The 25522-nt window shown below is 29.0% G+C and carries 23 protein-coding genes; 13 read left to right on the top strand and 10 right to left on the bottom strand.

Annotation, left to right across the window (positions count from 1 at the left end):
• Window positions 1–56 precede the first annotated feature (56 nt).
• From F1564_RS03890 to F1564_RS03920, 8 genes are all read left to right on the top strand, one after another.
• Entirely contained in the window at window positions 57–530 is a 474-nt protein-coding gene (locus tag F1564_RS03890) for a V-type ATP synthase subunit K (protein WP_018450249.1), read from the top strand.
• A 63-nt stretch (window positions 531–593) separates the two neighbouring features.
• Entirely contained in the window at window positions 594–902 is a 309-nt protein-coding gene (locus tag F1564_RS10270; RefSeq protein ID WP_232053392.1) for a V-type ATP synthase subunit E, read from the top strand.
• A gap of 4 nt (window positions 903–906) precedes the next feature.
• Window positions 907–1143: a hypothetical protein gene (locus F1564_RS10275; RefSeq protein WP_232053393.1), complete on the top strand. Its 237-nt coding sequence runs from the start codon at window positions 907–909 to the stop codon at window positions 1141–1143.
• Window positions 1144–1444: 301 nt separating this feature from the next.
• Window positions 1445–2443: a V-type ATP synthase subunit C gene (locus F1564_RS03900; RefSeq protein ID WP_018450247.1), complete on the top strand. Its 999-nt coding sequence runs from the start codon at window positions 1445–1447 to the stop codon at window positions 2441–2443.
• Window positions 2436–2744 carry a V-type ATP synthase subunit F gene (locus F1564_RS03905; protein WP_026231224.1) on the top strand — a complete coding sequence of 103 codons (309 nt, stop codon included), beginning with the start codon at window positions 2436–2438 and terminating at the stop codon, window positions 2742–2744. Before F1564_RS03900 ends, F1564_RS03905 begins: the two co-directional genes overlap by 8 nt.
• Before the next feature lie 17 nt (window positions 2745–2761).
• Complete coding sequence (locus F1564_RS03910; RefSeq protein ID WP_018450245.1) at window positions 2762–4537, top strand: V-type ATP synthase subunit A; 1776 nt, start codon at window positions 2762–2764, stop codon at window positions 4535–4537.
• Window positions 4530–5909 carry a V-type ATP synthase subunit B gene (locus F1564_RS03915; RefSeq protein WP_018450244.1) on the top strand — a complete coding sequence of 460 codons (1380 nt, stop codon included), beginning with the start codon at window positions 4530–4532 and terminating at the stop codon, window positions 5907–5909. The genes F1564_RS03910 and F1564_RS03915 overlap by 8 nt, the downstream gene beginning before the upstream one ends.
• A gap of 3 nt (window positions 5910–5912) precedes the next feature.
• On the top strand, window positions 5913–6551 hold the full coding sequence (locus F1564_RS03920; protein ID WP_018450243.1) for a V-type ATP synthase subunit D: 639 nt from the start codon (window positions 5913–5915) through the stop codon (window positions 6549–6551).
• A gap of 181 nt (window positions 6552–6732) precedes the next feature.
• On the opposite strand, the gene thrC is transcribed toward F1564_RS03920, so the two are convergent.
• Window positions 6733–8235 carry a threonine synthase gene (thrC, locus tag F1564_RS03925; protein ID WP_018450242.1) on the bottom strand — a complete coding sequence of 501 codons (1503 nt, stop codon included), beginning with the start codon at window positions 8233–8235 and terminating at the stop codon, window positions 6733–6735.
• Between the two features lie 171 nt (window positions 8236–8406).
• Here thrC and F1564_RS03930 point away from each other — a divergent pair, with 171 nt between their 5' ends.
• Genes F1564_RS03930 through F1564_RS03940 form a run of 3 tightly spaced genes read left to right on the top strand, consistent with a single transcriptional unit; the run spans window position 8407 to window position 12271 of the window.
• Window positions 8407–9810 carry a hypothetical protein gene (locus F1564_RS03930; protein WP_018450241.1) on the top strand — a complete coding sequence of 468 codons (1404 nt, stop codon included), beginning with the start codon at window positions 8407–8409 and terminating at the stop codon, window positions 9808–9810.
• 41 nt (window positions 9811–9851) lie between these two features.
• Window positions 9852–11237: a hypothetical protein gene (locus F1564_RS03935; protein ID WP_018450240.1), complete on the top strand. Its 1386-nt coding sequence runs from the start codon at window positions 9852–9854 to the stop codon at window positions 11235–11237.
• Complete coding sequence (locus F1564_RS03940; RefSeq protein WP_018450239.1) at window positions 11234–12271, top strand: toxin-antitoxin system YwqK family antitoxin; 1038 nt, start codon at window positions 11234–11236, stop codon at window positions 12269–12271. The genes F1564_RS03935 and F1564_RS03940 overlap by 4 nt, the downstream gene beginning before the upstream one ends.
• Window positions 12272–12586: 315 nt before the next feature.
• Here F1564_RS03940 and groL read toward each other — a convergent pair whose 3' ends face one another.
• Together groL and F1564_RS03950 are read right to left on the bottom strand one after the other, a co-directional pair.
• Window positions 12587–14209 (bottom strand): chaperonin GroEL, encoded by a 1623-nt coding sequence (gene groL / locus F1564_RS03945; protein ID WP_018450238.1) that lies wholly within the window; start codon window positions 14207–14209, stop codon window positions 12587–12589.
• 181 nt (window positions 14210–14390) lie between these two features.
• Window positions 14391–14654, bottom strand: coding sequence for a co-chaperone GroES (locus tag F1564_RS03950; RefSeq protein WP_018450237.1), 264 nt, complete (start codon window positions 14652–14654; stop codon window positions 14391–14393).
• A 525-nt stretch (window positions 14655–15179) separates the two neighbouring features.
• On the opposite strand from F1564_RS03950, the gene F1564_RS03955 reads away from it, so the two are divergent.
• The gene (locus F1564_RS03955; protein ID WP_018450236.1) at window positions 15180–16892 is read left to right on the top strand and encodes a DEAD/DEAH box helicase; all 1713 of its coding nucleotides are present in this window, start codon (window positions 15180–15182) and stop codon (window positions 16890–16892) included.
• A gap of 197 nt (window positions 16893–17089) precedes the next feature.
• On the opposite strand, the gene F1564_RS03960 is transcribed toward F1564_RS03955, so the two are convergent.
• The 5 genes from F1564_RS03960 to F1564_RS03980 form a co-directional block, all read right to left on the bottom strand.
• On the bottom strand, window positions 17090–18046 hold the full coding sequence (locus F1564_RS03960; protein ID WP_018450235.1) for a DUF4300 family protein: 957 nt from the start codon (window positions 18044–18046) through the stop codon (window positions 17090–17092).
• Between the two features lie 51 nt (window positions 18047–18097).
• Complete coding sequence (locus F1564_RS03965; protein ID WP_018450234.1) at window positions 18098–18652, bottom strand: hypothetical protein; 555 nt, start codon at window positions 18650–18652, stop codon at window positions 18098–18100.
• A 296-nt stretch (window positions 18653–18948) separates the two neighbouring features.
• On the bottom strand, window positions 18949–19800 hold the full coding sequence (locus F1564_RS03970) for a hypothetical protein (RefSeq protein ID WP_232053394.1): 852 nt from the start codon (window positions 19798–19800) through the stop codon (window positions 18949–18951).
• A gap of 49 nt (window positions 19801–19849) precedes the next feature.
• Window positions 19850–20263, bottom strand: a complete 414-nt coding sequence (locus F1564_RS03975) for a cupin domain-containing protein (RefSeq protein WP_018450232.1) — start codon at window positions 20261–20263, stop codon at window positions 19850–19852.
• Window positions 20264–20340: 77 nt separating this feature from the next.
• Complete coding sequence (locus F1564_RS03980) at window positions 20341–21018, bottom strand: DUF1003 domain-containing protein (RefSeq protein ID WP_018450231.1); 678 nt, start codon at window positions 21016–21018, stop codon at window positions 20341–20343.
• Window positions 21019–21380: 362 nt separating this feature from the next.
• On the opposite strand from F1564_RS03980, the gene ligA reads away from it, so the two are divergent.
• Window positions 21381–23489, top strand: coding sequence for an NAD-dependent DNA ligase LigA (ligA, locus tag F1564_RS03985; RefSeq protein ID WP_018450230.1), 2109 nt, complete (start codon window positions 21381–21383; stop codon window positions 23487–23489).
• A 602-nt stretch (window positions 23490–24091) separates the two neighbouring features.
• Here ligA and rpsI read toward each other — a convergent pair.
• Both rpsI and rplM read right to left on the bottom strand, forming a co-directional pair.
• Window positions 24092–24490 (bottom strand): 30S ribosomal protein S9, encoded by a 399-nt coding sequence (gene rpsI / locus F1564_RS03990; RefSeq protein WP_018450229.1) that lies wholly within the window; start codon window positions 24488–24490, stop codon window positions 24092–24094.
• Between the two features lie 13 nt (window positions 24491–24503).
• Window positions 24504–24938 (bottom strand): 50S ribosomal protein L13, encoded by a 435-nt coding sequence (rplM, locus tag F1564_RS03995; RefSeq protein ID WP_018450228.1) that lies wholly within the window; start codon window positions 24936–24938, stop codon window positions 24504–24506.
• Window positions 24939–25522 lie beyond the last annotated feature (584 nt).

Below are 25522 nucleotides of genomic sequence, written 5' to 3' on the forward strand. Positions count from 1 at the left end.
AAAGTAAGAAATTTAATAAAATTATTAATAAATATAAAAAATTAGGAGGAAATAAAATGAATTTTTCACAGTTTTTAGTACAACATGGAGGAATCGTAATGGCGACATTAGGTGCGGCATTGGCGACATTATTAGCAGGAATTGGATCAGCAAAAGGTGTAGGAATCGTTGGGGAAGTAGCGTCAGGACTTATGAGTGAAGAACCTGAAAAATTTGGTAAATCGTTAGTATTACAATTATTGCCAGGGACACAAGGATTATATGGATTCGTTATCGGACTTATGGTATTAGGAAAATTAAAACCTGAAATGCCAATACAAACTGGATTAGGAATTTTAATGGCTTGTTTACCAATTGCATTTGCAGGATATGGATCAGCTATTGCACAAGGTAGAGTTGCGGCTTCTGGTATTAGCTTACTTGCTAAAAATGAAGAACAAAATACGAAAGGTATTATTTATGCGGTAATGGTTGAAACTTATGCATTATTGGCATTCGTTGTTTCAATTATGTTATTGGCAAAATTCTAGTTTTATTTTATAAAAGAAATAAAAAGAATTAAATATGGCATAAAAAGCAAAGAAGGAGTAAATATGTCTAATTTAGATAATTTAACATCAAAAATATTAGCTGATGCTAAAGCACAGGCAGACAAAATTGTAAAAGATGCACAAGAAAAGGCACAACATAAATATGATCTTGAAATAAAAAAAATTAATGCAAAAAAAGAAACTGTTCTTGAAAATGCGAGAAGAGATCGTGAACTTCTTTCTGAAAGAATTAAGTCAAGTGCTAATTTAAAGGCTAGAAACAAAAAGCTAGAAGCAAAGCAGGCAGTAATTGATAAAGTTATAGATAAACTGAAAACAAAACTTGTTAATATGGATAAAAAAATATATTAATTATTTGAATCAAAATATTGATAAGAATACCATAACTGGTAAAGAGCTAATTGTAAAAAAAGAATTTGCAGAAAAAGTTAAAAAGGAATTTTCAGGTGCAAAAGTAAAGAAAAATGAATTTGTAACTTCAGGATTTATCATTGAAGAAAATGGAATCCAAGAAAATTATACTTTTGAAGTGAAATTGGACTTTATGAGGGATGAACTGGAAGTTGAAATTTCAAAACTTTTATTTTCATAATAGGTTTATTTGGTAACTAAAAAGTTGAATAACAAAAAATTAATATTTTTGTTACAAATAAAGTTTATTTTTTTGATTTGATAAATCATATTTTTATTATAAATTAAAATATAGATCTAATATAAAAATGAATTGAGAGTTAATTGTAAAAGTAAGAAATAAAAAGCTGAAAAATAATAATATTTAAAATAATAAGAAAAATTTCATTTGTAAAAAAAATAAAAAAATTAAATGTTATATCAGTAAAAATTATAGACTTTATACATGCGACTAAAAAATGAATCAGTAAAGGGAGAAAAAAATGGATAGAATGGATTACGGACAGAGTGTCGTAACTATTAGGGTACTGGAAAAGAGGCTTTTAACTAGAAATAGGCTGGAAAGAATGATAGAAGCCGAAACTCCCGAAGAAGTGCTAAAATTATTGGGAGAAACAGAATATTCTCAAGATATGGCTGATATTCATGGTAGTCAAGATTATGAAACAATACTTAAAAGAGAAACAGAGCGAGTATTTTCGATTGTAAGAAAAATGGTTAAGAATACAGCAATTGTTGATATTTTATCGCTTAAATATGATTATCATAATTTAAAGGTATTATTAAAAAGTAAAATAACAGGAAAAGATTTTTCGCATTTGCTTATGCAAGCTGGAACAATTGATGCTGGAAAATTTAAAACAAAATTTGAGCTGCAAAGTAATGATTTGCCAAAGGAAATAATAGAGGCAATTATTGAAGTCCAAAAAGATTTTGAAGAAAATCATAATCCGCAAAGAATTGATATACTTGTAGATAAGCATTATTTTAGAAATTTATCACGTTTGGCAAAAGAAATTGATGTAAAAGTTATTACTGATTATGTTGAAGGATTGATTGACTTTCAAAATATGATAACTCTACTTAGAGTTCAAAAACAGAATCGTGATGCGAGATTTTTGGAAACTGTTATTTTTGATGGTGGAACAATTTCAAAAAATAAAATTGTTTCCTCAATGAATGATAATATAGATACTATTTTGAATAAGTTCAAAAAAGAAAAATTGGGAGTGTATCTGGCAAAAGGACTAGAAATATTTAGTGAAACAAAAAGATTATCGGAACTTGAGAAAATTTCTGATAATTATTTAATGGAATTAAATAAAGAATCAAAATATGTTGTATTTGGACCAGAGCCGTTATTTACATATTTAGTTGCAAAAGAGCGTGAAATTAATGCAGTCAGAATGATAATGGTAAGCAAGATAAACAACATAAGTTCGGATAAAATAAGAGAAAGGTTGCGTGAAACTTATGCATAAAATAGGTGTAGTTGGAGATAAAGATTCTATTTTATCATTTAAGGCATTGGGAATTGATGTGTATCCAGTTGTTACAAAAGAAGAAGCCAGAAGCACAATTGATGAAATGGCAAGTAATAATTATGGTATTATCTTTGTGACAGAGCAAATTGCAACTATGGTTGAAAGTACCATTGAAAGATACAACCGTGAAGTGCTTCCAGCTGTTATTTTGATTCCGAATAATCAAGGAAGTCTAGGGATTGGGCTTAAAAAGATAGATGAGTACGTTGAAAAAGCGATAGGATCTAATATATTTTAGCTGAAAGGAGAAATTCATTGAAAACAGGAAAAATAATAAAAGTATCTGGACCTCTTGTTGTTGCAGAAGGTATGGAAAATGCCAATGTATATGATGTGGTAAGAGTTTCAGAGAAAAAATTGATAGGTGAAATTATTGAAATGAGAGGCGATCAGGCTTCTATCCAAGTATATGAAGAAACATCGGGAATTGGACCAGGAGAAGAGGTTTTTACAACTGGAGAGCCTTTGAGTGTTGAATTGGGGCCTGGGCTTATTGAAGCGATGTTTGATGGAATTCAACGTCCATTAAAGGAATATCAAGAAATAGCAGGGGATTTTTTGGATAAGGGAGTAGAAGTTAAACCTTTAAACAGAAATAAAAAATGGGAATTTGAACCTGTTTTGTCTGCTGGGGCAACAGTTGAAACAGGAGATATTCTGGGGACTGTTCAGGAAACTTCTGTTGTAAATCATAAAATTATGGTTCCAGCAGGAATTAAAGGAACTTTGAAAACTATTAAAAGCGGAAGTTATACAGTAGTTGACACAATTGCAGTTATTGAAACTGAAAAAGGTGAATTGGCAGAAGTTCAAATGATGCAAAAATGGCCGGTAAGACGTGGAAGAAAATATAAGCAGAAATTAAATCCAGAAGCACCATTAATTACAGGACAAAGAGTAATTGATACATTTTTTCCTGTAACTAAAGGTGGAACTGCATGTGTACCAGGACCTTTTGGATCTGGAAAAACAGTTGTACAGCACCAAATGGCAAAATGGGCAGATGCAGAAATTATAGTTTATGTAGGATGTGGAGAACGTGGAAACGAGATGACAGACGTTCTTATGGAATTTCCAGAAATAATAGATCCAAAAACTGGACAATCATTAATGAAGAGAACTGTACTTATAGCAAATACTTCAAATATGCCAGTTGCAGCCAGAGAGGCTAGTATTTATACAGGAATTACAATTGCTGAATATTTTAGGGATATGGGATATTCGGTGGCAATAATGGCAGATTCTACTTCGAGATGGGCAGAAGCACTTAGGGAAATGTCTGGACGGCTTGAAGAAATGCCGGGAGATGAAGGATACCCAGCTTATTTGGGTTCAAGAGCCGCTGAATTTTATGAAAGGGCAGGAAAAGTAATTTGTCTTGGACAAGATGGAAGAGAAGGGGCATTGACAGTTATTGGAGCGGTTTCTCCTCCGGGTGGAGATATTTCAGAGCCAGTATCTCAGGCGACACTTCGTATTGTTAAGGTGTTCTGGGGATTAGATGCAAATTTGGCATATAGACGTCACTTTCCAGCAATTAACTGGTTAAATTCATATTCTTTGTATCAAGCGAAAGTTGATAACTGGATGAATCAGAACGTGGGGCCTGAATTTTCTAAAAACAGGGCTCGTGCAATGTCATTATTACAAGAGGAAAACAGCCTTCAGGAAATTGTTAGGCTAGTTGGTAAAGATACTTTGTCAGAAAAGGATCAGCTTAAACTGGAAATTGCGAAATCAATAAGAGAAGATTACTTGCAGCAAAATGCGTTTATGGAGTCAGATACTTATACTTCACTTGAAAAACAGGATAAAATGCTTGATTTGGTATTGAAATTTTATGATGAAGGATTAAGAGGGCTTGAAAATGGAGCGTATTTAAGTGAAATTATCGCAATGCCTGTAAGAGAAAGAATTGCGAGAGCAAAATATTTACCTGAAGCAGAATTAGGTAAAATTAAAGAAATAGCAAAAGAATTGGAAACAGGAATAGATGAACTTGTAAATAAAGGAGGTGTAGTAAATGCTTAAGGAATATAAAACTATTAAGGAAGTTGTAGGACCATTGATGATGGTTGAAGGTGTTGAAGGTATCAAATATGAAGAGCTTGTTGAAATTGAAACTCAAAAGGGAGAGCTTCGTCGTGGACGTGTACTTGAAGTAAATGGAGATAAAGCTGTAGTGCAGTTATTTGAAAATTCAGCTGGAATTAACCTAAAAGATTCAAAAGTAAGATTCTTAGGTAGACCTTTATCACTTGGAGTGTCTGAGGATATGATTGGACGTGTATTTGATGGACTTGGACGTCCAAAAGATAGCGGACCAAAAATTATTCCTGAAAAGACATTGGATATTAACGGAACAGCTATAAATCCAGTTGCACGTGATTATCCATCAGAATTTATCCAAACAGGAGTTTCTGCGATTGATGGACTAAACACCCTTGTTCGGGGGCAAAAATTACCGATATTCTCTGGTTCAGGGCTTCCGCATGCAGAACTAGCACTTCAAATTGCAAGACAGGCAAAAGTATTGGGAACAGATTCAAAATTTGCGGTAGTATTTGGGGCAATAGGAATTACATTTGAAGAAGCTCAGACATTTACGGAAGACTTTATAAAGACAGGAGCGATAGATAGAGCGGTATTATTTATGAATTTGGCTAACGATCCAGCAATCGAGCGTCTGTCTACACCAAAAATGGCACTTACTTGTGCAGAATACCTGGCATTTGAAAAAGGGATGCACGTACTTGTAATTTTAACTGACTTGACTAACTATTGTGAAGCGTTACGTGAAGTATCAGCAGCAAGAAAGGAAGTTCCGGGAAGAAGAGGATATCCAGGATACTTGTATACCGATTTATCGACAATTTATGAAAGAGCAGGAAGAATTAAAGGGCGTGAAGGTTCAATTACGCAAATACCGATCCTAACAATGCCTGAAGATGATAAAACTCATCCAATTCCAGATTTGACTGGATATATTACAGAGGGACAAATAATTTTATCAAGAGATTTATATAAACAAAATTTGATGCCTCCAATTGATGTTTTACCGTCACTTTCAAGATTGAAAGACAAAGGGATTGGAAAAGGAAAAACAAGAGAAGATCATGCGGATACGATGAACCAATTATTTGCAGCTTATGCGACTGGTAAGGAAGCAAAGGAACTGGCTGTAATCTTAGGTGAATCCGCATTGTCTGAAACTGATAAGGCGTTTGTTAAGTTTACGACTGCATTTGAGGAACAATATGTGGCTCAAGGGTTTGACAATAACAGAACTATTGAAGACACTTTAAATTTAGGATGGGATTTACTAAAAATATTACCAAGAACAGAGTTGAAAAGAATTAGAGATGAATATTTGGAAAAATATTTACCTGCAGGAGATGAATAGGCTATGGCAAGATTAAATGTAAATCCTACAAGAATGGAGTTAAGCCGATTAAAAATACGTCTAAAAACTGCCAAAAGTGGGCATAAATTGTTAAAGGACAAACAAGACGAGCTTATGCGGCAATTTATTATTTTGGTAAAACAAAATAGAAAATTACGTGAAGAGGTAGAAGGGAAATTACAAGATTCATTTAAGGATTTTTTACTTGCAAGAGGTGTAATGTCTGATGAAATGTTGGAAAATGCCATTGCATATTCAGAAGATGAGCTTTCTGTAAATATAGAAACTAAAAATGTAATGAGTGTAATTGTGCCTAAAATGACTTTTAACAAGAATATGGAAAGTACAGAAGTTGCTTATCCTTATGGGTATGCACAAACATCTGCTGACTTGGATGATGCTGTTGATGGATTAAATCGTGTAATGAAAGATTTGTTGGAACTGGCAGAAATTGAAAAGGCATGTCAGCTTATGGCAGATGAAGTGGAAAAAACAAGACGTCGTGTAAATGCACTGGAATATATGACAATTCCACAGCTTGAAGAAACAATCCGTTATATCCAGATGAAACTTGACGAAAATGAAAGATCAAGTATCACAAGGCTTATGAAAGTTAAGGATATGATGGCTGAAAAAGCATAAATTTAATAATACTTATTTAAATAATAGATTTTTTAGCAAGGGGTTACGCCCCTTGTTATATAATATTTCAAAAAAAATAGAGCCGTTCAGATTACGACTCTTTTTATATTTTCTATTATTTTCTTTCAATAATTCTTAATCTAGAAATTGAATTTATTAAATAAAATGATTAATCAATTATTTATTTCAAATCTTTTATATATTTTTTCACAAAATCCTGAATATCAGCCTTATCAATCACATCTGAAAATCTAATTTCAGAATTTCTAACTTCAGTCAATTTTTCAGGAAATTTTACTCCAGTAATTTCTGATACTTCATCCAAAATTGCATAAGGTTCTTTTGTATCATCAATTCCCAACGCTTTTGCAATTGGAGCTGGGAACTTGAATGGATGAGCAGTTGACATTATTACAGTGTGAATGTCTTTGTCCAGATATTTTTCATCCAGTTTTTCGTAAACTGAATAGGCAACGGCTGTGTGCGGATCCATTAGATAGTGATAATTTTCATAAATTTCCTTAATCGCACTTACAGTTTCTTCATCATTTGCAAATTCTCCGTAAAACTCAGTTTGAATATTTTTCAGTTCTTCATTGTTTACTGACAATTCACCACCTGAAAGCAAGTTTTTAATTAATTCGCTTACTCTCTTGCTGTCTTCATTTAACGCATAATATAAGTATCTTTCAAAGTTTGATGAAAGAAGAATATCCATTGATGGCGAATTTGTTGCATAAAAATCTCTGTTTTTGTTATATGTTCCAGTTTGGAAAAAGTCAGCTAAAACTTTGTTTTTGTTTGAAGCTGAAATAAATTTTTTGATTGGTATTCCAAGTTTTTTTGCGATAAATCCAGCTAAAATATTCCCAAAGTTTCCAGTTGGAACCACTACATTAAACTCTTCACCTGCTTTAATTGTACCAGCATTTACCAAATTTACATAAGTTGTCACATAATATATAATTTGTGGGAATAATCTTCCAATATTAATTGAATTTGCACTTGAAAACATTACATTGTGTTCATTTGCATAGTTTTTAAATTCTTCGCTTGAAAAAATTACTTTTATAGCACTTTGAGCATCATCAAAATTTCCATTAATTGCAACAATTTCCACATTATTTCCAAGCTGTTTTCTCATTTGTTCTTCTTGCATTGGACTAACTCCATTTTTTGGATAAAAAACGACAATATTGATTCCGTCAACATCTTTAAATCCTTCAAGTGCTGCTTTTCCAGTATCTCCAGAAGTTGCTGCTAAAATCAGGATTTTTTTGTCTTCTTGTTGTTTTTCTTTACTTAAAAGAAGTAAATATGGGAAAAGTGATAAAGCTAAATCTTTAAATGCCAATGTTCTTCCATGAAATAATTCTCCAAAGCTCACTTTGTCATTTAATTTATGAACTGGAACTATGTCTTTGTCGTTAAAAGTTGTGCTGTTATAAGCATTATTTATAGCAGTTTTTATTTCTTCGTCTGAAAATTCTGTAAAAAATAATTTTATAATTTTTTCTGAAATTTCTTGATAAGATAAGTCTTTTAATTCATCATAAGTCAATTTTACTTCTGGCAATTTTTCTGGAATATATAATCCTCCATCTTCACAAAGTCCATGAAGTGCCGCAAAAGTAGAACTTTTTACATTATTGGGATTAATTTCTCTCGTACTTTTATAGTTCATAATATACCTCTTTTCATTTTTGTTTTTTTATATAAAGTAATTATACTATTATTTTTTATAATATGCAAGATTAGTGAAGAAAAAACATAAAATTCTCATTTTCTTTTAATAAATTTATTGTATAATTTAAATGAAAGTTAGAATAAATATTTATCGAAAGGGTGCATTTTTATGAAAAAAATACTTTTAATTTTATTATTGTTATTTACAGTTGTATCGTGTGAATTAGAAGATGCTAGGGATGCTTACAATAAAAAGGAATATTTAAAAAGCATAGAATTAGTTTTTAATTATTTTGAAACAAATCCAAAAAAAATTAATAAAATTAAGCCTGAAATAAAGAATGAAATTATGGAAAAGTTTTTGAATATTACAAATCATTATAAAGCGATGACAGGGAGTAGTGATTTGAGCGAAAGACAAAAAGGTTATGAAGAATTGGTTAAAATTTATGCATTATTTGATACTTATAAAAACTCTTCAGCTTTTTCGGATTTTCAGCAAAAATATCCTTTGGATGAATCTTTGAATAATATTGAAAAAATAATTGCCCAAAGATTAAAAAGCAATAATTATAATTATGAATATTATGGTTATGACCATTTTAAAGATGTGACACATGATATAAATGACTATTATAAAGATATTTTAAAATTTATTGAATCTACGGAAAAAAATCCCAAAATATCTAATGAAATGGCTTTAAAATATGAACAAATAAGTAAGCAGATAAATAAAAATAAAGCTAATAAATTTATTGAATTTGCTAATGCAAGCGAAAATAAAAAAAATTATAGAGAAGCACAGAGATTTTACGAAGAAGCTGATAAACTTTTTGTAATAACTCGCCAAGATGCAAAAAAAGTCTCAATTAAAACAAAGGAATTAAAAGAAAAGGCTGATTTGCAAGCAGCAGAAAACGCATATAGTATAGCTTTATCAATCCTTAAAAATGCTAAAACTAGAAATGACTATAGAAACGCAGTTTGGGGTTTAGAAAGAGCAAATGAACTTGTTCCAAATTATAAAGATTCTGTAAGTTTGATTTTAAAATATAAAGATAAAATTTATGTAAAATACAATATTTTTGGGTGCAGCAATAGCTGGGTTGAAAAATATCTAGATAAAAAATTGGAAAATGTCATTGGTAAGAAAACTTCTTTAAGTTCTGCTGAAGTTCAAATAAATTGCAGAGTTAATGATAACTATAATATTTCTACATTTCCTAGCAATATTGAAAATCTGAGAGAAATAAGGGAAATTGTAAATAATGCTGGTGAAAAGGTTACAAAAGAGTTTATATTTCAAAAAATTAAAAGTTTAGCAATCGAAAAAATAAGTTTTAACTATGAAATAGAAGTATCAGGCCTTGTAAAACAAAGATATTCAAATAATCTTTCAGAAAAGAATGAGGTGCATTCACTCCAATATACAGGAGATATTCCAAAAGAATACAAAGATAAGGATAAAATAGAAAAACCTTTAGGTGAAACCAAAATGAGAAATAAAATTTTGGAGAAATCTAATTTAGAAAAAGAATTAAATCAAATAATTGATGCGATAAATAGGTTATAGTTATGAAAAATAAAATATCTTAATTGAAAGGATCTGTTCTTATGAAAAAAATATTTTTAATTTTATTGCTGTTATTTACCATTGTGTCATGTGAATTAAAAAAGGCACAAGAAGCGTATGATAATAAGGAGTATATAAGAAGTATATATCTTACTTTGAGTTATTTTGAGAAACATCCAAACAAAGTTGAAAAAATTAAACCAGATATTAAAAATGAAATTATGGAAAAATTTTCTAATATTGTAAATTATTATAAAACTGAAGCTGGAAGTAGTAATTTAAACAAAAGACAAGATGGTTATGAAGGGCTTTATAAAATTTATGCACTATTCGATGTTTACTCTCAATCTTCAAATTTTACTGATTTTTTATCAAAATATGATGGTGATGAGCTTTTAAGTGAAATTTATAAAATTATAGATGAACGTATAAAAACAGGAGAATTGGAAAGTAAATATTCTAGAGATATTATTTCAATACTTGATGAATATTACAGAAATATGATTGGTTACACTAAAGAATTAAGTGAAATTAAAAAAATAGATGAAAATAAAATTTTAAAATATGAATCAATATCAAGAAAAATATCCCAAGCTGAAGCTGATAAACTTATGGAATATGCTAGTATAAAAGAAAAAGCTGAAGAATATCGTGAGGCACAAAAATTAAACGAAGCAGCACAAAAAGTTTATGGAGAATATCAAAAAAATTATAAGAATGTATATACAAAAATTAGAGAATTAAAAGGAAAAGCTGATTATCAAGAAGCAGATAAATTTTATCAAAATGCTATACAAACTTCTGGTGCTACAAGTAAACATGGATACAGAGAATCAATAGAAAAATTAAAAAAAGCACAAAAAATCATTCCTAATTTTAAAGATTCAAAAGAAAAAATTGCAGAGTATTCTAAAAAAGCCTATGTAAAATATAACATTTCTGGTTGTGATAATAGCCATGTCCGTTCATATATAAATGGTCATCTATCTAAAGTTGGAGTTTATACAAAATATTCAAGTGAGGCTGAAGTTCAAATAAACTGTAAAGTAACAGACAATTATCAAGTTTCTACGTATCCTAGCCAAATAAAAAATTTATCTCAAATAAAAGATGTTAAAAATAGTGATGGACAAATGGTAAAAAAAGAATTTATATTTCAGGAAAGTAAAACTAAATCAGTTGAAAAATTAGATTTTAGTTATGAAATAGAACTTTCTGGATATGTGAAAAAAAAATATTCAGGAAATGCGTATAAACAACATGAAATAAACTCGTTACAGTATTTAGGAAATGTGCCGTCTGAATATTCTGGTAAAGATAAAATTGAAAAACTTTGGGGAGAAAGTGAAATGAGAAGAAAAGTTTATGATAGTGCATCTTTTTTTAAAGATCTTGAAGATATAGTTAAGGAGTTAGAAAAATTATGATTATTTATCTAGTCAATAAATCAAAAAAAATTTTATTAATTATCTTATTTTTAATTTTATCAATTATCACAAAATCAGAAAAATTATCTAATATTTCTAGTATTTCAAAATTGAAAAATTTTAAAAAATTACAAAGTATAGAAAGTGAAAAAATATTGGATTTTGATACACAAATTAGTATAAATGATAATCTGGTTTATGAAAAAAACAGTAATAAATTATTTACTGGAATTGCAGTTCAAAAAATTAAAGATGATATTAGAAGTATAAATTTTTATGAAAATGGGAAATTAAATTATTATTATAAATATTTTTTAGATGGAAATATTGAAGAATTAAAAGAGTTTGATACAAGGAAAAATCAAGTGATTATTGAAAAATATGATAAGAATAAAAAAATTATTTTTCAAAAAATTTATGAAAATGGATTTCTTATATTGGAAAATCATTATATGGATGGAAAATTGACAGTAGAATACAAAGCAGATAGCAAAGAAAATGGAGAATTTATTTATTATAATGGTAAAAGAAAGATTTCGGAAATGGAAATTATACAAGTAAATCAAAACGGTCAAATTTTTCAAATTCCACAAATTATAAAAACTTTTGGAAAAAATGGGAAACTTGAGCGGGAATATCACTTTAAAAATGGAACTATAAAAGGAGAAAAACAAAAAGTATATTATCCAAACGGAAATTTGCGATATGTCGGTATTGCCAAAAATGATGATATAGTTGATTTGCGAATTAAGGAAATGTATGAAGAATATGATAAATATGGAAATAAAGTTAAAAGTTGCAGTGAAGTTGCAAATGAATTTTGGGAATGTGAATATTACAATAAAAATGGAAAATTAAAAAACAGGACAAAAGGTGAAGGGGATTATTTTGAAACAATGTCTACTTCAAAATATACCTATGATAATAAACCTGGAATAGAATTTTTAAAATCTATTGGGAAAGGAATAGGAAATATATTTTTGATGATTATAGATGGTATTCTTGGAACAGATATATATCGAAGTTTGAATTAAAAATAACATATCTAAGTGAACTGCTCCCGCTTCTAAAAGTGGGAATTTCTTAGAAATTATCTGCTTTTGTTAGCTTTTCCTAATTCTAGCCTCATCTTTCTAACTTCTCTTGTATTCAATACTGCGTTACAATCTCTATTAATCTTAATTCTATAATACTCACATAAATCACAGCATTATATTTCTTCAGATAATTTTTTTGTCGTAATATTATTATATAATCTATGTAAAAAATAAAAAATTGGGTGTGTAAAAATTTCTACACACCTCTTTTACTATTTTTGAAACATTTTTAATTTATAAATACCTAAATTATTACATCATTCCTGGCATTCCCATTCCACCTGGCATTCCACCAGCTGGAGCTTCTTCCTTTTCATTTCCAACTGCAACTTCAGTTGTCAATAATACTGATGATACTGATATTGCATTTTGGATTGCAGAACGTGTCACTTTGGCAGGATCAATGATTCCAGCTTTTACCATATCCACGTATTCTTCTTTTGCCGCATCAAATCCTATCCCATTTTCAGAATTTCTTACTTTTTCAATTACAACACCTGCGTCAATTCCAGCATTGATTACAATTTGTCTAAGTGGTGCAGATAGTGCTTTTTTCACAATTTCCACTCCAAGCCCTTCTTCACCAGACAATTTAAAGTCTTCAATGTCTTTTACAATTTGAATTAAAATTGTTCCACCACCTGGCACAATTCCTTCTTCCACTGCGGCTTTTGTTGCATTTAAGGCATCTTCAATTCTCAATTTTCTTTCTTTCATTTCAGTTTCAGTCGCAGCCCCAACTTTTATTACAGCTACTCCGCCAGATAATTTTGCAAGTCTTTCTTGCAATTTTTCCTTATCATAGTCAGAAGTTGTTTCAGCAATCGCATTTTTAATTTGTCCAACTCTTGCTTGAATTTCTTCTTTTGCTCCCAATCCATCTACAATAACTGTATTATCTTTAGTAATTCTAACCTTTTTAGCTTGTCCTAATAAATTGATATCTGTATTTTCGAGTTTTATTCCCTTTTCTTCAGAAATAACTTCTCCACCTGTCAAAATTGCAATATCCTGCAACATAGCCTTTCTTCTGTCTCCAAATGCAGGAGCTTTTACAGCGGCTACATTTAATGTCCCACGAAGTTTGTTTACAACAAGAGTTGCAAGTGCTTCACCTTCTACATCTTCTGCAATTATTAGCATCGGTCTTCCAGTTTCAACTGTCTTTTCTAAAACTGGCAACAGTTCTTTCATATTTGAAATTTTTTTGTCTGTAATCAAGATAAATGGATTGTCCATTTCCACAACCATTCTTTCAGAATCTGAAACCATATAAGGTGATAAATATCCATTGTCAAACTGCATTCCTTCCACAACTTCCAAAGTCGTATCCAAAGAACGTGCTTCCTCAACGGTAATAACTCCAGATTCCCCAACTTTTTCCATTGCTTGTGCAATTAATTGCCCAATTTCCACATCTCCTGCCGAAATTGCTCCAACTTGTGCGATTTCTTCATTTGATTCCACTTTTTTAGCCCTTTTTGTAAGCTCTTCAATCACTTTTTTAGATGCAGCTTCCATTCCACGTCTTATAAATACGGGATTTGCTCCAGAAGCTACCATTTTTAGCCCTTCCTTAATTAACGCCTGAGCCAGCACAGTTGCAGTAGTTGTCCCATCTCCTGCCACATCATTTGACTTTGTAGCCACTTCCTTTACAATTTGTGCTCCAAGATTTTCAATTGGATCTTTAAGTTCAATTTCTTTTGCAATTGTAACACCGTCATTTGTAATCATTGGCGCTCCAAAGCCTCTGTCTAGCACTACGTTTCTACCTTTTGGTCCAAGTGTGATTTTTACGGCATCAGCCAATGTGTCTACTCCCACTTCAAGCGATTTTCTTGCATCTTCATTAAATTTTATTATTTTTCCCATTTTAATTTTCTCCTTCTAAATTTTGTAAATTTTTTATTGCGAAATTTTTTAGATTGGTCAAATTTATTATTCAACATCAAATCTGTCCAGCAATATAAATTTTTTTATTTCACAAGAGGTCAAGATACCTTGCTTTTTTATTAAATTTTAGAAATATATAATTTTCAAGCAAGTCTATTTATTATTGAACAATTGCTAAAACATTATCTTTTTCTAGAATTAAGTAACTTTCTTCTCCATCCTTAATTTCTGTTCCAGAATATTTTTCAAAAATCACTTTATTCCCAACTTTAATATCCTCAACTTTTGCCCCAATTGCTAAAACTTCTCCAATTATCGGTTTTTCCTTAGAAGCCGTTCCTGGCAATACAATTCCACTTTTTGTAACTTCTTCTTGTTCAGTTTGTTTTATTAAAACTCTTTCTCCTAATGGTTTAATTATCATTTTGTCCTCCTAAAGTTATTTATTTTCATCTTTTTATTTTTTACAAATGAAAATTTCTAAATTTTTATTTTAAATTTTTTTAGCACTCTATAACTTCAAGTGCTAACAATATAATAATACATTTTTGAAAATTTTGCAAGTCTTTTTTTAAAATTTTTTACTTTTATTTTGTATTTTATAATAAAATATTTTTGGAATTAATACTATATGCTATTTAAATAGGGGATTTATCATAAACTTTTTTGACATTTTTTGTTAAATATAATTTTTATTTAAAAAAAATTTAGTATAAATTAATAAAAATTAAGTAAAATAGGGATTTAGAAGGATATTTATAATTTCTGAATTTAATAAAAAATTTTAATAATATACACAAGAAATTCTCTTGTTACTTTATATGAAAAATAATTTTTAAAAATAAGTACAAAACTGTAAAAATGTGGTATAATAATATATACAAAAAATTTTTTAAAATAATAAGTATAAATTAAAATATAAAAGTAAAGGAAGGTAAAATAAAAAATAATGCAAAAATTTGAAGATTTTGGATTAAGTACAGAGATGCTTAATGCTTTGAGTAAAAAAGGATTTGAGGAGCCAAGTGAAATACAAAAACTGGTAATTCCTGAATTACTAAAGGAAAGAACACATTTAATAGGACAGGCACAAACAGGAACAGGAAAAACAGCCGCATTTGGTATTCCAATTTTGGAAACAATTGAAGCAGATAAAACAGTTAGAGCTTTAATTTTAACACCAACAAGAGAACTTGCCAATCAAGTTGCTGATGAAATTTATTCGTTGAAGGGGGAAAAGAATTTAAAGGTTCTTGCAGTTTATGGTGGAGCTTCTATTGAAAATCAAATTAAGAAATTAAAGTCAGGAGTTGACATTGTTGTTGGAACGCCTGGACGTGTTATGGATTTGATGAGGAAAAAAATCCTAAAAGTTGATCAATTAGACTATTTTGTACTGGATGAAGCTGATGAAATGCTTAATATGGGATTTTTAGAAGATATTGAAGCAATTTTGGAAAAAACTAACGATGAGAAAAAAATGCTATTCTTTTCAGCCACAATTCCTAAAGCAATTATGGCTATCGCTAAAAAATTTATGCCAGAGCATAAATTATTAAAAGTTGAAAAAAAAGAACTTACAACTAATTTGACTGAGCAAATTTATTATGAAGTTAAGCAAGAAGATAAGTTTGAAGCATTATGCAGAGTTTTAGATTATGAACAAGATTTTTACGGAATCGTTTTCTGTCGTACAAAATCAGAAGTTGACGATGTTACAAATAAGTTAAAAGCTAGAAACTACGATGCTGAATGTATTCACGGAGATATTACTCAAGTTCTTAGACAAAAAGCTCTTGATCTATTCAAGAAAAAGATATTAACAATATTAGTTGCGACAGACGTTGCTGCACGTGGAATTGATGTAAGCAACCTGACACACGTTATAAACTATTCTATTCCGCAAGAAGCTGAATCTTACGTTCACAGAATCGGAAGAACAGGACGTGCTGGGCAAAAAGGTATAGCAATAACTTTTGTAACACCAAGAGAAGCAAGTAAACTTGCCCAAATTAAACGTATTACAAAAACAGACATCAAAAGAGAACATATTCCAAACGTAGAGGAAATTTTAGAAGCTAAAAAAGAGGCACTGCTTGCTTACGTAGATGAAATCATAATGGAAAATGATTTTGATACATATTTAGAACTTGCCCAAAGACTTATGGATGGAAGAGATGCTAAACAAGTCCTGGCTTCTGTATTAAGACATGTTTATGAAGATGAGTTCTTGCCTGAAAACTATAATGAAATAACAGATGTAAGAGTTAAAATTGATGATAAGACAAGATTATTTATCGCTCTTGGAAGTAAAGATGGCTACAATGTCGGAAGATTACTCGATTTGTTAAATAAAAAAGCAAAAACTCCAGGAAGAAAAGTAAAAGATGTAAAAATTATGGACAAATATTCTTTTATAACAGTACCATTACAAGAAGCACAATTCATAATGCGAGCCTTAAATTCTAAAAAAGATGCAAAACCGCTTGTTGAAGAAGCTACTGGAAGCAGAAACGGTGGTGGCGAAAAATCTGGCAAAAAGTCAGATAGAAGAAGAGATAGAAAAGGAAGAAAAAAATCTTCAGAAAAAAGATCTAGCAAAAAATCAGATAAATCTTCTAAAAATAAAAAAGATAAAAAAACAAGAAAAGTAAAAAAGTAATTTTTAACTAAATTCCATAAAAAAACTCAGAAGATAAATTTATTTTCCGAGTTTTTTATTTTATAATATTTAAATCTTTTTACCAACATGAATTATACTTAAAAAATAGAGATTTAATAATAAAAGATTTTAATTTTTCGCTAAAAAAGTTCATTATTTACTACAATAATATGAATTTCATAAATCTAAAAAAATCACTAATTTCCATTATTAGGATTACTCCTGTATTCTTTCAGTAGTTCATCATTCTCCATAATAAATGGCTTAGCCACAGGCTGTCCCCATGCAGTGTCATATTTATTCATCAAATAATCATTAAGTTCTGTTCGGTTATTAAACTTCAAAACCTGATAAGGTTGCTGAAATGCCAGCTTTTCAATAAACAATAATTTTCCATCTTTTTCAGGAACTAAAATCCCAACATGTCCTATAAACAGGATATTTTCTTCAGGATCATCATTAAAATGGAAAAATACAGAAATCATTGATATTTTACTATTTTTGTCAAACCGAATTCCTCGCTCTTTCCAAGCATTTTTCACATTTTCAGCATGAACTCTCACATCTTTAGTCATCTTTGTCGGAATTTCTGAAAATAGATTAATAAACTTATTTTCTTCATTTTGTGAAAATAGCTTAAATGGCATATTTTTCAAGGATTCCATATCCATAAAAAGCATTTCTCCAGCTTTTACAACTGGCTTTTCTATTTTTATATAATCTTTCATCAATGTAAATGCTGTTATGCGACAGTTAAATCCAGGAAAATTTTTATTTTTCTTGTCCCAAATTTTCTGTATTTCTACTTCATCATAAATTGGATTTATATTTTTAGAATTAACAAATCCTGATTTTATCAATCCTTTATTTTCAGTCATTCCATTATAATAATTTACACTTTTGAAAAAAAGATTTATATTATTAGAATCAATTCCTGCATTTTCCAAAGATTCCTTAACCTCATTTTGAATAATTTTATCCGCTATATTTGAATAATTTATGTTTTTTAAATATTCTTTTTCCGTTTTTGAATTTTTTATATTTTCAATAGTATTTCGTTTTTTTATATTATTCTTTTCAATGCTATTTTCATTGGAACAGCCTAATATAAATATAACTGCTGCTAAAATCAATAATATTTTTTTATTTTTCATTTAATTACCATCCTGATAAACATTTTTTACTTTACAATTTAATATCTACAATTATGATTTATTATTTACGTTAAAACTTTTACTATTATTCGTAAAATAATTTTTTTTGTTTTGTGAAACTGAGATTTTCAAATCTTCCATATTATTTTGAGCTGCTTCCTTGTTGGAATCATTATCTTCAGTCAATTCCAAATACAAATATTTACCATCTTTTGCTTCTACGTTTTCATCATCTATTTTGTCACTTGCATATATTTTAGAAATTTCTCTATTTACTTTTGTTTCAGTTGTATTAACTATTGGTTCGTCATTTTTATCTTCTGTATTTTTTTTAGAAATATTTTTTTGAGTAACTGTAACTGTATTTTTCGATAATTTTCCATTTTTTATGGACTTATCAAATTCAATAACTACAGCTTTCACTTTTTTCCCAGAACCTTTTTTTTCAGTTATTGTCGTTACATTTTTTACATTATTTACATTCAAATTTCCCTTATCTGCAATTTTTATATCAATATGATTATCTTTGCTTTCTGTCAGTATCACAAGCCCAACTAGCATAATCAAAGCTCCAAGTATCACATTTCCTAAACTTTTCATTTTCATAATATTTCCTCCTCTTCTTAAAATATTTTATATTTAACTAATTTATCAATTTATTTCTTATTATACATTACATTTTTGTCAAAATTTTGTTTTTTTTCCTAAAAAAATCTTTTAATTTCCCAGCATTTTACAGAGAATCAAAAATTTTATTATAAAATAAAAGGAACTATCTTAAACCAGTTAAAATAAATTCCTTTTATCATCAGTTATTAAGACTTTGTACTTTAAACTATGACCAATAAATTTATTGTAAATAAAACAATTTTATAAATCACAAGCTATTGAACAAATCTATTTTATTTTTTTTGAAACTCATCGACTTTTTTCTTAAGGCTGTCCAATAATTTATTTCCTTCTTGAACTGCCTGCTGTCCCAATTCACTATTTTTAACATCATTTATGCTCTTTTCAATACCTTTTAATGCATCAAGCATTTTTTCCACATCAATTTGTTTTGAAGAATACAATTCTTTACCCTTTTGAAGTAATTTTGGACATTGTTTGTCAAATGCTGCGTCTCCAGTTGGATTACATTTCGTATTTTTAAATAAGTCACTAGATTTTTTTACATTTTCCAAAGCCTTTTCGCCATTTTTAATACCTTCACCCGTATCCTTTTTCTCAAAACTTCTTTTTAACATATCCATCAAATTTGATGTATTTCTTTCACTATCTGCAAACATCTTATCAATTCTAGCTTGCTCTCTTTTCACATTTTCCTGAATTTTTGCATCATTTGGGTTTGAAATTATGTTATTTTGAATAACTGGTGTTCCTTGATTTTGTCGATTTTGATCTTGCTGATCTTTATTTTGAATTTGATTTTGGTTTTGATCAGTTGTTATACTTGCCATTGTCCTTTCAGATTGTTGCTGAACGCTCATATTATCTGAATTTTCATTGTTAAACAAATAAATATTATAAAAACCTCCTCCTAGAAGAGCTATAAGTGATAAGTAAAACAATCCTTCAATAACTTTATCATTAGTTGTTTTAGTATCTTTTACTTTTCCAATCGCCTCATTTTTTCCAAGTCCTTGTTCTTCCATGTATTCTTTTATTAATTTCCTATTTTCAATTCCCTTTTTTACATAAGGAATTCCTGTCGCAATAACGACAACTAATGCAAATATTACAAATAACATCATAATTGCTCCTTCTTTTTATTTTTTCTTAAACTTTTAAAGTTAAAATTTTTTAATCAAAAAAGATACAAATCCATACACAGCAAGGATTTTTGCTTGTATAGCTAACTCTATGCCTCTCTCCCTTTTTTATCAATATAATATCTCCTTTTCCTAATTGTAGTTTCATATCATTAGTATTTTTTAGGTTTTTCATTATATTTTCGTTTGTTTTAAAATTTTTATTTTCACATATTCTATTATCATAATACTCAATTTCAGCATTCCCTTGAACCAAAATTACAAATTCATTTTTATTAGATTCCTGCCAATCTGTTGTTTGCCCAGTTGAAATAATTTTCTCGATTTTCACATTTTCATTTTTAAACAAAATTTTTATAATTTCTTCGTTCACAGATAAATCTTTTAAATCAAAAATATTTATTTTTTTCTTTTTATTTCTATTTTCAATTTTGTTTACTCCCATTTATTCTCCCTTTTTGTATAAAAATTTATTTTAAAAATTTACGATAAGAAATCTGAATAATTTTAAATAAATCTAAGTTATTTATTTTTCTTCTCCCCTTCTGAAATATCAATAAATTTATATTCCTTAGTCCCCTTTGCAGTCATTGATTTTTTCTTCTTTTCCAGTTCCAAAACCCGTTTTGCTATCTTATCTTGTTTTTCAATTAAATCATCTAATTTGTAATGTAAATCTTCAATTATAATTTCATTTTTTAAATTAACCTTATAATCATTTTCAGATTTTCTTCTATCCATTTTCTTTTTTTTATTTTGATTAAAAACAATAAGCGAACAAAAGATCAATACTACAAACGATAAAATCACATTCATTATAACAAACGAATATGGGTTAAATTTATCTGCCAAAAGAAAAATAACATCTATTAAAGTCCAAGCTAATAGAAATATTGCCATAAAACCGATAAATTTTCCACTTCCTACTAAATTTAAAACTTTATATGAAAACTGTTCCTTTTCGCTTTCTTCTTCCTTTATAACTTTTGAAACTTTTTGTTCCAGCAGCATGTGTATAATTTCCTCCCTTTTCATCTCATCATCCACATTTTTTAACATATTTTTTAATACATCTTCTTTTTTAACTTTTGATTCATTTTCCACATTGTTTTTATTTAATTCAACATTTTTTTTAACCTTATTAGAAGTTATATTTCTATTTATCGTTTTTCTATTTTGTTCTTCAATCCTGCTTTTCAATTTTGACTTCCCTCCTTATGAATTTTAAATCAGCCAATAAATTAAATGATAATAATATTTAAATACTTTCTTTCATTCAAACTCAATCTTAACTTAGTTTTACTATTATGATACCATTTTCAAGAAAAAAATACAAGTGTAAAATAATTAGCAGTATCTTTTACAACTAGATAAAATAGTAAAAATTAATATTATGATGACATCATTTAGTTTGTATATTTTATTTTTCTTTATTATATCGTATTTAGACAATATTATTTATCAAAAAAATACAATTACTTTATTTATTTCTTCCCAAAACTTTTCTTATCATAAAAAAAATGATATAATTTACTAAATAATTTTAAACAAAAGGAGATACCGTGAATTTATTTAATCAAGGAGAAAACAATAAAAATCAAAACATAGATAATGTAAAAAATAATAATTTTTCTGAAATTAAAGAAAAATATAAAAAGTTAAGAAGCGAAATTGAATATCACAATAATCTTTATTACAATGAAGATAATCCTGTTATTTCCGATATGGAATATGATTTTTTAATACGTGAATTAAAAGAACTTGAAAAAAACTATCCAGAATTTCTAGGAAATGAGGAAGATGGGGAAAGTTCGCCTACTGAAAAGATTGGAGGAATTGCGAGCGAAAAATTTTCAAAGGTGCAACATCGAGTTCCTATGCTTAGTTTGTCAAATACCTATAATATTTCTGAAATTGAGGATTTTGATAAAAGGATAAAAAAAATTATTTGGACTGAAAATGTTGAGAATAATTCAAAGGAATTGGAATATATTTTGGAGTTGAAACTGGATGGACTCAGTATAAGCTTGATTTATGAAAATGGTGAACTTGTTCAGGCTGTGACTCGTGGAGATGGGCAGGTTGGGGAAGATGTTACTGAGAATATCAAGGAAATTTCGACTGTTCCTAAAAAGTTGAAAGAAAATGTCTCGCTTGAAGTACGTGGAGAAATTATTTTGCCAATTTCCAGTTTTAATCGAATAAATCAAGAACGTCAAGATGAAGGGGAAGATGTTTTTGCAAATCCAAGAAATGCTGCTTCAGGAACGATAAGACAGCTTGACAAGACTATAGTTGCAGAACGTGGGCTTGATTGCTACCTTTATTATCTGGTAAATGCTGAAAATTATGGGATTAAGACACATCTCGAAAGTATTGAATATATTGAAAAACTTGGATTTAAGACAACAAAAATATTTGAAAAATATACTGATTTTAAAAAATTGGAAAAGGCTATTGATAAGTGGCACGATAATCGGAAAAAACTTGATTATGAAACAGATGGACTTGTTATAAAAGTAAATAATTTTTCATTATATGAAATACTTGGCTATACAACTAAAAGCCCACGATGGGCAATTGCCTACAAATTTCCTGCTGAACAAGTAAAAACAAAATTAATGGATGTAACTTTTCAAGTTGGGCGGACAGGTGTAATTACCCCTGTTGCTGAACTGGAGGCTGTGAATTTGTCAGGTTCTGTTGTAAAAAGGGCGAGTTTGCATAATTTTGATGAAATTCGTAGAAAAGATATAAAAATTGGCGATAATGTTATTGTAGAAAAAGCGGCTGAAATTATTCCGCAAGTGGTAAATGTTGTATTTGATGACAGAACTGGAGAGGAAATTAAAATTCAGGAACCAGCAAACTGTCCTGTCTGTAACAGCGAACTTGCACATGAAGAGGGACTTGTCGCCCTAAAATGTCACAATCCACTTTGCCCAGAAAAAGTCAAACGCCAAATTGCCTACTTTGTTTCTCGTGATGCAATGAACATTTCTGGACTTGGCGATAAAATTGTTGAGAAATTTATTGAATTAGGAAAAATAAAAACAATAGTTGATATCTATTCGCTGAAGGAATACCGTGAAGAATTGGAAAACCTTGAAAAAATGGGTCAAAAAAGTGTAGATAACTTAATAAATAATATTGAAGCCAGTAAAAATCGTGATTTTTCAAAAGTCCTTTATGCACTTGGAATTCCTTTTGTTGGAAAATTCAACGCAAACCTTTTGACAAAAAATTTCAAAAATATTGAAAATCTAAAAAATCAGTCAATTGAAAATTTACTGGCTGTAAAAGGAATCGGTGATAAAGTAGCAATCGCTGTAAATACCTTTTTAAACAATGAAAACAACTGGAAAATCATCATAGATTTACAAAACATCGGATTACAATTTGCCATTAATGAATCCGATTTAAAAGAAATAGCAGATAATCCAATAAAAGGAAAAAATTTCCTTGCAACTGGAAAACTCCAAAAATACAAACGAAACGACATAAAAGACATTATTCTGTCCAAAGGAGGAAATTATTTGTCAGCAGTCTCAAAAAATCTAGATTTTCTAATTGCTGGAGAAAAAGCTGGAAGTAAGCTGGAAAAGGCTGAAAAATTGGGAGTTCGGGTGCTTACGGAGGAGGAGTTTGAGAAGGAATTTCTAGGAATCTAGTTTTTATACTGTTTTTCATTAGAGAAATAAATTTATTATAAATTCTGTTTAGCAAGGGGTTATCCCCTTTTTTTAATTATTCATAAATTGACGGAGTTTTTTATTTATTTAACTGCAACTGTCTAACAACTGGAAAGAGAAGTCTAGGAGCTGGACAAATAACAGTCATAATCTAGCCATAGTGTATTGTTCAGTAATCTGCCACAATTTTAATTATCAGGATAAACTTTTACTGCAGGATGAGGATTTGCAGCAAGGAGCAATTCTACGAAAAATAAAGAAAAAACATAAGAAAAATAGTAAAAAGTATTATTAAAAAAATAATCTAAATACTAAATCCCAATAGAAAATAGAAACTATATTAAGAACGAGAAATTTAAATATTCGTTATTTAAATGTGGTTTAGTATGAAATAAACAAAAAAAGACGGATAAAACTAGTTATAATATATAACAAACTCTTGAAAATTTAAATAAGAAAAAATATAGTATTTTATATATTGTGTGTATATTGTAGGCATACATTTCTATACTTTTCCATACTTTTTCCAAAATAAAAACCCCTGAAAACCAGTGTTTCCAAGGGTATATAAAATAATAAAATTATCTTTTTGAGAATTGTGGGCTTCTTCTTGCTTTCTTTTTCCCGTATTTTTTTCTTTCAACCATTCTTGAATCTCTTGTTAAGAATCCAGCTTCTTTTAAAGCTCCTCTTAATTCAGCATCAGCTACTAACAAAGCTCTTGAAACACCATGTCTGATTGCTCCAGCTTGTCCTGTGTTTCCTCCACCGTTTACATTAACTTTTACTCCGTATTTATTTAAAGTTTCTGTTAATTCTAATGGTTGTTCTACTATTTTAGCCAAGATTTCTCTTCCACCAAAATATTCTCTCATATCTTTTCCATTTATTGTTACTCCAGTTTCACCTGGTACTAATCTTACTCTTGCTACTGAAGTTTTTCTTCTTCCAGTTCCTAAATATTGAATTTTTTCTGCCACGAAAATTTACCTCCTATAACTCTATTCTTTCTGGTTTTTGTGCTGTATGTGTATGTTCTGTTCCTGTGAATAATCTCAATCTGTTAATCATTTGGCTTCCTAATTTGTTTTTAGGTAACATTCTTTCTACAGCTTTTCTGATTACTTCAGTAGGTTGTTTTTGTAACATTTCTTCTAAACTTCTTACTTTCAATCCACCTGGATATCCACTATGTCTGTAATATTTTTTGTCTAATAATTTGTTTCCTGTTACAGCAATTTTATCAGCGTTCAATACGATAACAAAATCTCCTCCATCAACGTGTGGTGTGTAGCTTGGTTTATGTTTACCCATTAATCTTACTGCGATTTCAGTAGCTAGTTTTCCAAGCACTTTTCCTTCTGCGTCTATCTCATACCAGTTTCTTACAACTTCTTCTTTTTTTTGCATTACAGTGTATTTACTCACTTTGTTTCCTCCTGTTTTTATTCTCTATTTTATAGAATAACGGTCCTTTGTGGGAAAGGCTCATATTAGTTAATTATATATTATTTCCTTCCGCTTGTCAAGTGAATTTCCTTGATATTTTCATTACTTTGATAATTTTTTCTATTTTTAATAATAGATATGTTTGGTAACCTGAGTTTTTTATCTGTAACAAGGAGTCAAGAACTCTTGCTTCAAAATATTTATTTTATTAAATTCTGAGTTTATATAGTTATCGAACACGTCTAGTATTCACACTAACAATTTTAACTTTTTTCCATAAAAAATAATTTGAATTTTTTATATAATTCTGAAATCTTTTTTTCTGCAGTAAGGTAATTTATACTATTTTTTGTTTATAGTAAAACTGCCTTAAAACAAAACTTAAAGACTATGACTAGTTTACTAAAATCCTAAATCTATATAAGTTTTAATAGTCCTATTTTAAATAGCTTCGAGTATAAATAATAAATTTATCACAATAGTTATAACTAAAACACATAGTGAGATATAAGAAAAAAGTATTTGAAATTATAAAAAAGATTTGCTAAAATTCAATCAGAAAA

The organism is Leptotrichia shahii, assembly GCF_008327825.1.
Classification (GTDB): Bacteria; Fusobacteriota; Fusobacteriia; order Fusobacteriales; family Leptotrichiaceae; genus Leptotrichia; species Leptotrichia shahii.